Origin of the sequence: Brevibacillus laterosporus DSM 25, from assembly GCF_002706795.1 — a bacterium.
GTDB classification, from domain to species: domain Bacteria; phylum Bacillota; class Bacilli; order Brevibacillales; family Brevibacillaceae; genus Brevibacillus_B; species Brevibacillus_B laterosporus.
On the sequence record NZ_CP017705.1, the window covers coordinates 1,942,810 to 1,957,583 of the forward strand.

Sequence of the window (14,774 nt, forward strand, 5' to 3'; positions counted from 1 at the left end):
ATGGGCTTCCTGCTTTTATTTCATATCGCTTTGTTCTAAATTACGCGCTGTTGAGCTTCGTTTCACTTGTTTCTCATTCTTATAGGTACCTAATAATACATCAAGGGCAGGATTGGTTACCCCGTACCAATAGTTTTCGTTTTTATAGTGATGCCAGAGGTGCATTTTCTTCATCCATCTTCCCCATGGGGTGATCGGTTGCACAGGCTGATGTGCAATATAATGAGCCCATTCGTAATAAAGTAGGTAACCCATAATCCCTGTTACGAATGCAACCATCAGAGAAAAATCCTTTGTGATGAAAAAGGCCACACTCCCCGCTATGATGATCAAAGGCAAGCTATACCAGACTGGCAGGAACAATAGATGTAATTGATCAGGAGTTACATGGTGATCGTAGTGCAATCGTTTCAGCATTGTCAGAAGCCAACGTACGTTTGGTGGTTTCATATGAAAGATAAATCGATGGATGAGGTATTCGCTGATCGCGTAGGAAAGCATCCCGATCGCCAATGCCATCCATATATGAATACGTTCCATATCGGGAATTAACCACAAAAAGCCAAAAACAAACAGAATGCTGATCACTAACACATCGAATTGGCTAAAATATTGTTTAACATACTCCCTCAACAAATTAAACCCCCTGTTTTTCTATCTCTTTAAAATGATTGTACCTGCCTGCATGGTTACCATCGTGCCTTCTGATCTTCACAGATTCCCCAGGCATCCTCTATCCTAATTTGGTCGTTGGCCTCCGTTTGTAAGGTTCCATTATACTTTCCAATATATTGCTGTAAATGAGAGGATAATACCAAATAATTTTCACGTTTCTCCTGATAATGAATGGGTGTAAAGATGAGTTGAACTCGGTCGCTACTAGTAGTTGTTATGCGCCAGGGTTTCATGGGTGAGCTTGGGTCGTAGAGGAATTGAATCGGTTCTGTTATTTTTTCGGCACGCTGTTGAAGCAATAAGCCATTTTCAGTCATTCCCGTTCCATCTGTCCAACCAGCTCCGAGATTGCACCCACACCAGCTTCCCCTCCATCGAAAGCAACAAGTCATCCAATTCCATTGGGTCACATAAGGCCAAATACCACGACCAAAATCTAGACTTGCTGATGTTACTTCCTGTGTAAGGTCGTAAAGCTTACTGCCTACGCGTACTGTACCTGCCGCTGCTCTTCCCGGTTGCTTTGCTGTATATTGAAATCTGGTATCAGCCCAGGGAATAACCATATGTAAGGCCTCGGCAGTCTCTGAGATACTCATATCTACTGAATAAGCTATCCCTTGACTTGTCACCCCATCAACCAAGATCGTTGTAGTCGTCTGGTTATGAGTAAAAGAAATCTGGAGCTTCTTATGGTCAAAATGAACGTCCCCATGAACGGAATCAGGCAAATATATTCCTCTCGCCAAGGGGACCTTTATCGTTTGTTCCACCTTCTGGCCCGATTGAAGATCGATCAAATGAAAAAACGCTAACCCAATATAATCCAAATGACAAACTGCCACCGTAATAATAACTTGATTATTTATAATAAACCAAAAATTCCATTTCTTTTTTCGTCCCCTATGTCCTGATATCTGACAATCATGCAAGGGGTAACGCGACCAGCCAATGGCCTCTGGTCGCAATTTTCCCCGTCTGTCACAAAGAACGGTATGCTCTGTAATTTCTCTTTCAACATTAGCAGGAAACGCCATAGTGTCCTCCCCCTAATTAGCCTTCTACCCCTATTTCTTGCTTTTCACCTTGTTGCAGCTGATACATTTGATAATACTTGCCTTTTACTAGCATTAATTCATCATGGTTACCTCGTTCCACAATTTCCCCTCTATCAAGCACGAGGATGCAATCTGCCTGACGAATAGTAGAGAGTCGATGTGCGATAATAAAGGTAGTACGTCCTTTTTTTACTACATCTAACGCCTGTTGAATGATGGTCTCCGTCTCAGTATCAATAGAAGCTGTTGCCTCATCTAGAATTAAAATTGCTGGGTCAAAAGCAAGGGCACGAGCAAATGACACGATTTGACGTTGACCCGCTGATAGCGTACTCCCCTTCTCCACGACAGGCTCATCGTAGCCTTTGCTTAGATGGGCAAACAACTGTCTGGCCCCTACATCATCTAGGGCTTTCTCAATTCTTTCCCGAGAAATAGTTGGGTCGCCAAGGCTGACATTGTTAGCAATCGTTCCAGTGAACAAGAATGGTTCCTGTAGTACGATTCCCATATGCTGACGTACATATTGTTTCGGCCATTCCTGAATCTCCTTGCCGTCAATGGTTACTTTCCCTTTCGTAAATTCGTAAAATCGAAATAAAACATTCATGATGGAGCTTTTACCTGATCCTGTATGACCAACCAATGCGATGGTTTGACCTTCCTTAGCTTCAAAGGAGATATTTTTCAGCACATATTCCTCATCCTTGTAAGCAAACCATACATTCTCAAATTTTACATTCCCCCTATATCTATCCATTTTACCATCTGTTACTGGAATACCCGGTTCATCCATTAATTCAAATACGCGCTCGGCTGCCACCAATGCTTGTTCTAATTGGGGTAATTGATTAACAATCCCACTAATCGGATTGAATATCCGAACCATATATTCCAAAAAGGCATACATCATTCCAAGCGACAATACATTGCCCAGCGTTAAAGACTGTGCTCCAAAATACCATAGCAGCAGGGCAAACCCTATGATACGCAAGAAGTTGGTTAGATTATGGGAAGTAAGTGAGTTTAGTAGCAGTAATTTGTTTTGGTATTTAAAATGATCATAATTTAATTCCTCGAATTCTTCCCTTGTCTCCTTTTGACGACGGAAAGCCTGAATGATAGTCATCCCCTGAATCGATTCATTAATCATCCCATTAATATCACTGATTCTTGCTCGAATGACATGGTTAAAACGGGAAGCGAAATATCGATAGACGTAAATCCACACAATCAAAATCGGAATGATCACAAGACAAATGGTACCTAGCATAGGTTCTAATAAGAACATAGCAATCAGAATACCAGTGATATAGATGATCCCCGTAAAAAAGTTCGAAAGCACAGTCAGATATAGATCACGGATTGCTTCCGTATCATTCGTCACTCGTGCAACCACTTTTCCTGCTGGTAAATTGTCAAAATACTGAATTGGAAGCCGCTGAATATGATCAAAGACGTCTACACGCATCTTCTGAATGATTTGGTTCGCTGAGATTTGTAACCAATACTTTTTTACATATAACAAGAGTGAAATCAGGGCTAATAAGCCAAAATAAATCAAACAAAGGGTAATGAGCGGCTGTACTTCCGGTTTATATAGAGCAAACACTTCCGCTGTCGTTAATTTTTCAGCAGGGTATACTCCTCTGTCCGCACCATTTTGAATCAGGAGATTTCCATTTTCGATTGTTCGTTCTCCATCAAATGCTATTGGTTGATCAATGAAGTAATAGTCTCGCCCGACTTGTAGAATGCGGACTTCTTTACCCTTTTGCTCACCCGGTAACCAATGATCACTTCGTTTTATATAGTGATCCCGGTAAGCAACAGCTTCGCTCCCCTGTTCACTCTGGTACCAACTATACTCAATACCCCGTATATGGACATCAATCATCTGTTTGACCAAAATAGGTCCCATCAGATCAGCTGCAACCGCTAATGATAGCATGGTTAAAGCCAAGATGAGTGTTTTCTTAAAATGCAAGGCATATTGCCATAACCTTTTAGAAGGCCTACCCATGTTTCTCACTCTCCATCTGTTAAAGTTGCCTCGATTTGCTGTCGTTCATATTGTTGTTTATACCAGCCATTCTGTTTCATAAGCTGATCATGAGTCCCACGTTCAACAATTGTTCCCTCGTCCATCACTAGAATTAAGTCGGCATGCTGAACTGCTGACAGGCGATGCGTCGTAATCCATGTGGTCTTACCTGTCCGCTCCGCACGAATATGAGTAATAATTTCAGTCTCCGTTTTAGCATCCACCGCAGAGAGGGCATCATCTAGCAAAAGAATCTCTGGATCTGCTATTAGAGCACGGGCTATGGAGACACGCTGCTTCTGACCTCCTGACAAGGAAACGCCCTTTTCCCCAACCATCGTATCCAAGCCCTCTGGTAAATAGGTAATATCCTTTTGGAAAGCTGACATAACCAATGCATGCTCCACATCAGCCATAGAGCTGGTCGGTTTACCAAATCGAATGTTTTGTAGAATCGTTTTAGAAAATAAGATTTGACCTTGCGGAACATATCCAAGCCAGCCAACTGCTTGCTCTACTGCAATTTTTTGCATGGGAGTTCCTGAAATCAAGATTTCTCCTTTACCTAACGGGTACTCACGCAGGAGCTGACGCATCAGAGTTGTCTTACCGCTGCCTGTACGTCCAACGATTCCTAAGGTCTTCCCTCGGTTCAGCTCAAACGTTACATCTCTCAAGTTATCTACCTCAGATGAAGGATAACGGAATGTCACATTCTGAAAAGAGATTGTAGAAGGCATTGGCACATCCACTAGATTGTGCTCGTTCTGAACATCTGGTTCATAAGCAAGCGTTTCGTTCACTCGATCCAGAGAAGCATTACCCCGTTGCATAATATTAACTAACTCCCCGATAGCGTACATCGGCCAAGACAGCATGGCTAAATAAATGTTAAATGAAATCATATCGCCTATCGTAATTTCTTGATGATAAACATAATACGCACCAAACCCGATACCTAGTAGAAAACTTATACCATTTAACAATTTCATCGTAGGCTCAAATAGTGAGTCGATCCGGGCAACGGACAGATTTTTCTTATACGTTTCCTCAGATATTTCACGAAAGCTCTTCCGACTTGCCTCTTCTTGTACATAAGCTCGAACCACCCGGACACCTGAAATATTCTCCAGGACCTGGTCATTCATTTTTCCGAAAATATCCTGCGCTTCCATAAATCTTTTATGAAGCATCTCCCCATACTTACTCAACACGTAGGCTGCCAACGGCATTGGTAAAATACAAATTAAGGTAAGCTTCCAGCTAATTAAAACCGTCATCGTGAGCAAAATAACCGCTAGATATACAGTCGCATCAACTAAGGTAAGAATGCCAAACCCAGCTGTTAGTGATACTGCTTGAATATCGTTCGTCGCCCGGGCCATCAGATCTCCCGTCCGATTTTTTTCATAAAAGGTTGGCGTCATTTTTAAAAATTGTCCCATTAAGTTGGAACGTAATTTCCTACTAACCAAAAAAGAGCCTCCGAACAGATTCTTCATCCAAATATAAGTGACGCCATAATTACTTAAAGCGATTGCTAGTAATAATCCAATCATGAGGAACAATCTTGTGGTTGTCATAGAGCCAGCAAAAATTTGGTCAATCGACGTCCCCATTAGCTTCGGTGGTAAGACTTCCAACACACCATTGATCACCAAAAAAACGACTGCAATGGAGTATCTCTTCCACTCTTCACGGAAAAACCAGCCTAACTTTTGAAACACAGCTATCATGCATTCTCTCTCCCTTCTCGCATGAACCTATCATCTGACAGAAGCAAAAAAGACACGTCACTATGTGCGACATGTCTTTACACCCATTCTGTCATAAAAAGCGCACGTACAAAATTCTGTAACCTACGCTCTTATTTTTTACCTACACTCAATCAAGACAGTGATGCCTTGGATATAAGAGATAGCTTACAGGAGATATGAAATTGTATTTGCTTTGCATTGGGAAACAACATCATTCTCATGTTACTCATCTCCTTTTCCTTTTGGGCTCACTTTTGTATTTACAAATTCTACCTCACTACCTCAAGTGCGTCAATCTATTTTTCAGAATATTTTATAGTTCATTCTCTACGTATTCATGCAATATTTGATTCGCTCGATAGCGCGACCAAACAAACGAACTCCAAGACGTATGTTTATTTGATTCATCATCTACACTATAACTAGCTAAAATTCGGCTTACTTTCTCACGTAACTCTGGTTCACTCTCCGCATAAGCCGCTAAGGTAGGGATCGCATCAAGTGATAAAGTAGTTAAATAATCTATATCTATCTTCTTAATTGCTTGATATCGTTCTATATTTAATTTTACAATCCAATGATCTATATTTATCACATTTATTAGCGTATATGCACATAATCCTATCATTATAAATACCTTTATAAGCGGCAATGTACGTTTCCATATCTGATATAACGTCACTCCACAGGCTATTAGTAGGCATCCCATTGCCAAGCGAGCTATGATTCGTTGAAAGGTGAAACCATATGCCTCTTCATATAACTGGAGCCTAACATGAGCCGAATAAAGCATAAACAGTGTACTTATAGTAAGGACAGTCAGTAACAGATTAATAATTCTCTTCTTGAGTAGGGTGTCTCCTTTTATAAAATGTAGACTGAGTAACAAGAGTAATAAATTGAAAAATGACACCTTTACTAGTTCATAAAATCCATTCTGGGCGTATTCCGCATAGCTTACTCCATCAGGTAATCCATTTGCTCCCATAAATAAATAAGAAACTTGAAAGCCTACAAATACCACATACAACACATTACACACCAATAAGATCGTGACACCCACCGTAAAATCAAGATATCCTATTTTTGACTGATCATGACTTGATTCCTGTGGCAGAGCAGTCGGTTCAACAAGCTGTTCCTTTTGCTGAGTAGCTAAAGCAACCAAGTATACAAAAAAACCGATTCCGCTTACTAGAACCACTACTATATTAATAAACCAACCAGAAATGGACAAAAGCCCACTCCACGTAGGCATTGTGATAATAAATTGCCGAAACAGGGAATCAGCAGAAGTCAGCAACGGAACCACAATGAGGAAAATGGGAATCGATATAAGTAAGCCAATAACAACTTTACCAAGCTGCCCAAGAGTTTGAGGATTCCCCTGTTGTTTCAACCATGCTGTGCATAATTTAAATGGGGTACCTATACTGCACAAATATCTAAGAAGGAGTAAGTCGATAATGAAGAACAAGTTGTCTAATAATCCAGTCTTCTCTAGCCTTCTATTTGTGATTAGCAAGGTATGAAGAATCCATAAACAAGGTATAAGCAGAAAATTAATTAAACGGAATGCTGGCTGCTCATAAATAGCAAACATAAGCGAAAGTAAGAACATCGGAATGGATAGAAACCACCCAAAGCTCGATTGCCAAGCTACATCTGGTTGAAAGAAGTAGAGGAAAATCAAATACATCGCTGTCAAATATAATGGGTATGAAACTCCCAGCATAAACTCTGTAAATAACATTTTAAATAGAATACCCAATAGAATGGAGAAGATAAAGGCCCATCTAACTCGTTTGGACTCAACATCTATCATAGCAAGATCCCTCCTATGCTCTGCTGTATCTTCAAAAGCATAATATTGGATAAGTATTCTGTCGATGATAAACTCATCATACGTAAATGTAAAATGAGAGGAGGCACTTATGAATCCTATTCAAGATTTACTTTCCAAGCAACATCAATTCTTTCACTCGCAACAAACGAAAAACGTTGCTTTCCGAATAGAAGCACTCCAAAAACTACGAAGTACCATCATGTTGCACGAACAAGAAATTTATCAAGCTCTACTGGCAGATTTGCATAAATCACAATTTGAAACCTACTCGACTGAAATTGGAATCGTGCTAGAGGAGATTCGATATATCTGTAAACATTTACAGGGCTGGGCAAAACCAAAACGAGTAAAAACAGCTCTCACTCACTTCGGTTCCAAGGGTTACATTTATTCTGAACCCTATGGTGTTACACTAATTATCGCCCCATGGAACTATCCGTTTCAACTCGCTCTACTGCCTTTAATCGGTTCTATTGCTGCCGGGAATTGTGCTGTTATCAAGCCATCAGAGCTTACCCCCCGAACCTCCGACCTTCTTCGGCGGTTAATTGAACAGACCTTCCCTGCTGAATTTATTAGTGTAGTAGAGGGAGGTATTGAGGTTAGCAATCAATTGCTAGCGGAGAAATTCGACTATATCTTTTTCACAGGTAGTGTCCCTGTTGGTCGTGTGGTAATGGAAGCAGCTTCCAAGCATCTGACTCCATTCACGCTTGAATTAGGCGGAAAAAGTCCATGCATTGTACATCGAGATGCTAACCTGCGTCTGGCCGCTAAGCGAATCGTTTGGGGAAAATTTTTAAATGCTGGTCAAACCTGTGTGGCACCAGATTATTTACTTGTGGACTCATCAGTGAAACAGGAACTAATTAGACAGCTCAAAACCTCTATTCAAGAGCTTTATCCTGACGCTCTAAGCAATCCGGATTATACTCACATTGTAAATAGACGACATTTTGAGCGGTTGCTTTCGTATCTGGACCAGGAAAAAATCATCCATGGGGGAAATGTAACCCCTAGTACACTAGCTATTGAGCCTACTCTCTTGGATAACGTAACATGGCAAGACCCGGTCATGCAGGACGAGATTTTTGGACCCATTCTCCCCATCCTGACTTATGATGAGCTGGCTGAAGCTGTTTCCAGAATAAGTACCCAACCAAAGCCACTGGCTCTCTATCTTTTCACAGAAAGTAAAGAGACAGAGAAGCTACTCTTATCCCATCTTTCCTTCGGTGGTGGTTGTATTAATGACACAATCTTTCATATTGCCACTCCCTATTTACCATTTGGTGGGGTTGGTAATAGCGGTATCGGTAGCTACCATGGAAAAGGAAGCTTTGATGTTTTCTCTCATCAAAAAAGTGTGCTGAAGCAAACTACACTCTTTGACATTCCTGTTCGCTATCATACCACCAAGCAAGCTTTAAAAAAGATAAAATGGTTTTTTAAATAAATCATAACAAGAGCCAATGATCGATCTCATTAGATCAGTCATTGGCTTTGTTCTATTCGCGCTCTCTCCACGTCACCCATTGGTTCGTTTCAATCATTTGAAAGAATCGGCTTAGTCGGGGCAGTACAGGCTCTGCTTGTTCACCAAATTCTTGTCGTATTTCCTCAGCAATTTCTGCTACCGTATACGTGCCCGTACATCTAGCAATTACATAGCTTCCCAGCACGTCTAGCTTGATTCGGAAGGCGGCTGGCTGTCTCAAATAGCGTACAGACAAGCGTTCCAACCAACTATCGCGAGGGATAATAACGGTAGAGATGCCATCTTCCGACTTCTCTAGCATAATCCGTTTCGCCAACATAGGCCTCATCGTCAATAAATTTCCATGTTTTTTCTTTGTAAAAATCCACACGCTGTCCTCACCTACACCCCATTAATAAGCAAGTTTCATAGTAAATGACACCCTCGTATCCAGTCACTAATGACTACTACCCTGATCTTTGGCACGCATAGACACCCATAAAAGGATAGCCGCTACTACTGCAAAGATCACCGTGCTTACCATGCCACTTTGAAACATGACATTCTCTGGCAGTGTTATTTTGGCTGAAATGAGCATAGCAATCACAACCCCTAACAGCGACTCACCGGCAATTAGACCAGATGCAAACAAGGTTCCTCTTTCCAGACGTAGCTTTTTACGGTTTTTATCCTTCGAGTAATACTCCACTATCCAACGAACTAAGCCACCAACCATAATCGGCGCACTAGTATGGATTGGTAAATAAATTCCTACTGCTACAGTCAAGGAATGAAGGCCTAAGAATTCAACACAAATGGCAGTAGCCGCACCAATAAAGATTAAATCCCACGGCAAGTTATTTTCCATGAGTCCTTCAATAACCATTTTCATCAAAACGGCCTTCGGTGCAGCTAAATCCTTCGTTCCCATTCCATATGTTTCATGCAGAATAACAAGGACATAACCAATAACCAGGCCAGAAATCAACACCCCTAGCATCATAGCCATCTGTTGTTTCCATGGTGTAGCCCCGACTAAATACCCTGTCTTTAGGTCTTGAGAGATATCACCGGCAACAGCAAGGGCAGTGCACACGATCGCTCCCACAATCAAAGCGGTGACCATTCCTGTTTGACCTGTTACACCCATTGACTTAAACACCACTGTAACAATTAGCAAGGTAGCAATAGTCATTCCTGAAACAGGCGAGGACGAGCTACCTATCAATCCCACGATACGAGAAGCTACCGTAACGAATAGGAATCCAAATATGGCAATTGCTACAGCCCCTATCATCCCCACTTCAGTAAGCGGTGAAAAGGCAATTAATAATATGATTGCTACTATACCAAGTAAGAGCCATGTCTTTGAAATATCGCGGTCAGTACGTTCCACCAGCGATTGATTATTACCTTTCCCTAAGCCTGTGAGTGTATCTCGCAACGAATAATATAATATTGGTAACGTTTTTATTAAGCTAATTAAACCACCGGTTGCTACCGCACCTGCTCCAATATAACGAATATAGTCTCCCCAGATAGCCCATGCATCCATGGAAGCAATCAATCCAGAAGCTGGCGGAATTGCCTGGGAACTATGTGTACCAAAAAAGCTAATCATTGGTATCATGACTACCCAAGCAAGTATTCCACCTGCCATCATCTCTCCAGATACTTTGGGTCCAATAATATATCCCACACCAAGCAGAGCTGGAAATGTATCTAATCCAATCAATGCATTTTTAAAATTAGCAATGCCTGTCTCTACTTCCGTCTTGAATAGCTTAAACCCATCACCCAACGCTTTAACTAAAGCCCCTAGTCCAAACCCAGTAAAGACCAGCTTGGCACTGTTGCCTCCTTTTTCACCAGAAATCAAGACTTCTGCGCATGCAGTTCCTTCCGGGTACGGCAATGTTTGATGCTCGTTTACAATCAATAAACGACGTAACGGTATCATCATTAAGACCCCTAAAAAACCACCAGTCAACACGACGAAACTGATCGTTAATTGACTAGGTACAACATTCCATAAAAATAAAGCCGGCAGCGTAAAAATAGCGCCCGCCGCAACCGCTTCACCAGCAGTTGTCATGGTTTGTACAATATTGTTCTCTAAGATAGATTCACGACGTAAAATACCACGTAGAATCGCCATCGAAATAACAGCCGCCGGGATAGATGCACTGACTGTTAAACCGATTTTAAGGCCTAAATAGGCATTAGCTGCTCCAAAAACAACAGCTAAAATTAATCCCAATACGACTGCAACCACAGTAAGCTCTGGCAAAGAACGTGATGCAGGAACATACGGGACGAATGAGGAAGAATTAGATTTTCCACCATTCATATAAAGTCCCCCTAACTTTAAATGGATTCGCAGTTCCTAATTTTTAGACTTTTAAGAACAATGCGAGTGCTATAAAATATAATACATCTTATTATTTACACCAAAACCATTTATTGGTCAAACTGTAAAGTGTTTCTTGGTGTTATTATTCCAAAAATACCTTTTTCTTATGCTTACATGATGCATTCTTTATCACGTCTTGAGGCAAAAAAAGAAAGAGGGTACAGAACCTTAACTCGGAAGTTCTTATATCCTCTTTCTTTTTCATTTTTAAAATTGGCTACATCCATTTATCCACCTATATGAGACATTTCCACTTTTTTCCGTGGTAACCCCTCAGTAGCTGATAGACGTTCTTCTGAATAACGCTCCTTACGATGTGACCATAGCTGTTGAATATAGTAGGCCAATTCTTCATCATTAGTCCCATCACGAAGACGGCTTCTCAAATCTATTCCCTCTGTAGCAAATAGACACATGTATATAAAACCTTCGGCAGACAGGCGAGCTCTAGTACAGGAGGAGCAGAACGCTTGCGTTACGGAAGAGATAAATCCAATTTCTGTCTCGGTTCCTTGATAACGGTAACGTTTGGCAACCTCACCAAAATAATCAGCCTCTACAGGTTCTACCGGCATTTCTTGATTGATCATTTCTAAAATATCTAGACTAGGCACCACCTGTCTGAGCTCCCAGCCGTTTGCATTGCCAACATCCATAAACTCAATAAATCGCAACGTAATCCCAGCTTCTTTAAAATAGCGGGCCATAGGAAGTATATCCTGATCTGTTGCCCCTTTTTGTACTACCATGTTTACCTTTACTCCAAGACCTGCTTTCTGTGCGGCCTCAATACCTTTTAATACTGTACTGACTTTAACTCCTCGCCCATTCATATATCCAAACCGATCATCATCAAGGCTGTCCAAGCTTACAGATACCCGATCAAGACCTGCTTCCTTTAGAGGGAGAGCAAACTTTTCTAGCAGCGAACCATTGGTTGTCAGTGCAATATCCTTTACGCCTTCGATCTGACTGATTTTTTGTATCAATACCGTTACATCTTTACGCAGTAAAGGCTCTCCACCGGTTAATCGGATTTTTTCGACACCCATATTTACAAAAATGTGGGTTAACCGTTCTATTTCCTCAAATGAGAGCAATTTCTCTTTGGGGAGAAACTGAAAATCCTTGTGGAATATTTCTTCCGGCATACAATAACGGCACCTAAAATTGCACTTATCTGTAACAGAAATGCGCAGATCTCGCAATGGACGTTGCAAATGGTCAGTTACTTTTGTATGTGAGATCTTCTGGTTCACTAGCCACAGCTCCCTTCTTTAGGTGACATCGTACTGAAGTGGGATTACCTGAATTAAATCTCCTTTAGCTGCTCCTGCACTACCAGAAGGAATCTTAAGGAGACAATTGGCATCCTGTATAGAAAGCATGTGGCTTGATTTAGTCACACCAATCGACTTTACCTTTACTATTCCCTTTTCTATCCACAATTTGCCCCGTTCGTAACGTACATGAGGAGAGCCCTTATCATAATCAGTATCTAAAAAAGCTTCCATTACGGTAGGAAGTGCCTCTTTAGCACCCAGCATAGCTCGAATAGCTGGCTTTACAAACAATTCAAAACCAACAAAACATGCACCTGGATTCCCCGACAAACCGAATAATAATTTGTTATGAATTACTGCAGCTGAGGTAGGACTACCTGGTCTCATGGATACCCGGTTAAACAGCATATCTTCACTCTGTTCACGGAAGATTTCTGCCATAATATCATAATCACCAACTGACACGCCACCTGTGGTAATAACAATATCCATCTCTTGAAGAGCCTCTATCAATAAAGCTTTTGCTCGTTCCTTATCATCAGGGATAATTCCATATAGACAAGGGATCGCACCAGAGGCTTCCACCAATGCTTGGACCATATAGCTGTTGCTATTACGAATTTTACCAGGAAGCAGGGGCTGTTCAATTGGTAGCAATTCCGTTCCTGTAGCAAAAATACCTACTTTAGGTGGAACAACTACCTTTACACGGTGATAGCCAAACGTAGAAAGCAATGCCATTTGACCCGGCTGAATGATTCTCCCAGGTTCTATAATAGCCTGCCCCTCTTGGATCTCTTCTCCTACCTGTGCAATATTCTGTCCCTGTCCTACATTATGTTTGACCTGTACAAAAGCTTGTTCATTTTGTTCGTATTCCTGTGTCTGTTCGAACATAATCACTGCATTAGCACCTTCGGGAACGCTGGCACCGGTCATAATTCGAACGGCTTCCCCTTTATTCAGCTTCATAGCGGGAGCACTCCCCGCTGCAATATCTCCCACAATCCGATAGGTAAGTGGCTCAGCTGGTGTAGCCTTCTCAATTCCTTCACACCTAATAGCATACCCATCCATACCTGCCCTTGGGAAAGCTGGAACATCATTGGTGGCATATATAGGATCAGCTAATCGTCTCCCTATACTGTCAACTAATGCGATCTCTTCCGTATTCATGGTTGTTATTCGGGAAAGAATGCGCTTTTGTGCTTCTTCAACTCGAAGGGCTTTTCGTTGAAATCGGTGAGTTCTATTCATATATGTCACACTTTCCTTTAGTGTACAGGTTCTTTATTATACAGCATTATGTTTACGTCCCTATAAAGTATTATACATCATGAGGGCTCTCATCATTTTATAGACTGCGTCTCTGTTATTCGTTCGGGGTGTGTATATACATTTAACGTTTTCCCTCGGATAAATCCTACCGTTGTAATGCCCAACTCTTCAGCAAGATCAAGCGCGAGATTGGTAGGTGCTGATTTAGAGAGGACAATCCCTACTCCAATTTTGGCTACCTTTAACAAGACCTCTGAAGATATCCTTCCACTAAAGGCAATAACCTTATCCGATAAACCAATCCGATTCTGTAAGCAAAATCCATATACCTTGTCTAGTGCATTGTGTCTTCCAATATCGGTTCTTGTCACCACAATCCCTTCTTTATTGCATAAGGCAGCATTATGGACACCGCCTGTTTGCTTAAAAAAAGAAGACGTTTCTTGCATATGTTTCATCATCGCCTGACAATCTTGTACGCTAATTTGCTGCTTTGACATGATCGTTTTAGCAGTTCGAACATCATTTTGCAAATAAAATTGTCGACTTTTACCACAGCAGGAGCCAATAAAACGCTTAGAATGTTGAGGTGATAGCTTGCATTTATTTTTTAGCTCCACATAAGCGAATCCAGTTCCTTGATTGACGGAGAATGACTCTACATCATCTGGAAGTCTAATAACACCCTCTGATGCAAGGAAACCAAGAAGAAGCTCTTCCATATGTTCAGGTGTACACACCATTGTTGCGAATTCCATTCCATTTACCATGATGGTTAACGGATATTCACAGGCAATCTCATCGTCTATTACTCGAAAAACCTCTCCATCGTATCTCATGATGCCACGTACGGTCGATACTTCCTTGCTCATAGCCCTCTTCCTTCCATATAGCAGACCTTTTTACCAAATAAAAAATGCCACAAGCTAGACCTACCTTGAAA

Annotated in this window: 11 protein-coding genes; 1 reads left to right on the plus strand and 10 read right to left on the minus strand. The window is 41.3% G+C overall.

The window, feature by feature from the left end:
* Positions 1–15: 15 nt before the first annotated feature.
* From BrL25_RS09280 to BrL25_RS09300, 5 genes are all read right to left on the minus strand, one after another.
* On the minus strand, positions 16–636 hold the full coding sequence (locus tag BrL25_RS09280) for a sterol desaturase family protein (protein WP_099327241.1): 621 nt from the start codon (positions 634–636) through the stop codon (positions 16–18).
* Between the two features lie 53 nt (positions 637–689).
* Entirely contained in the window at positions 690–1,712 is a 1,023-nt protein-coding gene (locus BrL25_RS09285) for a DUF2804 domain-containing protein (RefSeq protein WP_018669666.1), read from the minus strand.
* Between the two features lie 16 nt (positions 1,713–1,728).
* Positions 1,729–3,756: an ABC transporter ATP-binding protein gene (locus tag BrL25_RS09290; protein WP_018669665.1), complete on the minus strand. Its 2,028-nt coding sequence runs from the start codon at positions 3,754–3,756 to the stop codon at positions 1,729–1,731.
* A gap of 5 nt (positions 3,757–3,761) precedes the next feature.
* A complete protein-coding gene (locus BrL25_RS09295; protein WP_018669664.1) occupies positions 3,762–5,513 on the minus strand; it encodes an ABC transporter ATP-binding protein in 1,752 nt (583 codons plus the stop codon).
* Positions 5,514–5,847: 334 nt separating this feature from the next.
* Complete coding sequence (locus tag BrL25_RS09300) at positions 5,848–7,359, minus strand: DUF4153 domain-containing protein (protein WP_018669663.1); 1,512 nt, start codon at positions 7,357–7,359, stop codon at positions 5,848–5,850.
* Positions 7,360–7,468: 109 nt separating this feature from the next.
* On the opposite strand from BrL25_RS09300, the gene BrL25_RS09305 reads away from it, so the two are divergent.
* Entirely contained in the window at positions 7,469–8,836 is a 1,368-nt protein-coding gene (locus BrL25_RS09305) for an aldehyde dehydrogenase (protein ID WP_018669662.1), read from the plus strand.
* A 52-nt stretch (positions 8,837–8,888) separates the two neighbouring features.
* Here the strand turns inward: BrL25_RS09305 and BrL25_RS09310 are convergent, their stop codons facing one another.
* The 5 genes from BrL25_RS09310 to fdhD all read right to left on the minus strand — a co-directional run bounded on the left by BrL25_RS09310 (position 8,889) and on the right by fdhD (position 14,703).
* Positions 8,889–9,248 (minus strand): PqqD family protein, encoded by a 360-nt coding sequence (locus tag BrL25_RS09310; RefSeq protein WP_018669661.1) that lies wholly within the window; start codon positions 9,246–9,248, stop codon positions 8,889–8,891.
* A gap of 66 nt (positions 9,249–9,314) precedes the next feature.
* Positions 9,315–11,207: an OPT family oligopeptide transporter gene (locus BrL25_RS09315; RefSeq protein ID WP_018669660.1), complete on the minus strand. Its 1,893-nt coding sequence runs from the start codon at positions 11,205–11,207 to the stop codon at positions 9,315–9,317.
* Positions 11,208–11,497: 290 nt separating this feature from the next.
* Positions 11,498–12,529: a GTP 3',8-cyclase MoaA gene (moaA, locus tag BrL25_RS09320; RefSeq protein ID WP_026314973.1), complete on the minus strand. Its 1,032-nt coding sequence runs from the start codon at positions 12,527–12,529 to the stop codon at positions 11,498–11,500.
* Between the two features lie 18 nt (positions 12,530–12,547).
* Positions 12,548–13,810 (minus strand): molybdopterin molybdotransferase MoeA, encoded by a 1,263-nt coding sequence (locus BrL25_RS09325; RefSeq protein WP_018669657.1) that lies wholly within the window; start codon positions 13,808–13,810, stop codon positions 12,548–12,550.
* Positions 13,811–13,902: 92 nt separating this feature from the next.
* Positions 13,903–14,703: a formate dehydrogenase accessory sulfurtransferase FdhD gene (gene fdhD, locus BrL25_RS09330; RefSeq protein ID WP_018669656.1), complete on the minus strand. Its 801-nt coding sequence runs from the start codon at positions 14,701–14,703 to the stop codon at positions 13,903–13,905.
* Positions 14,704–14,774: the final 71 nt, after the last annotated feature.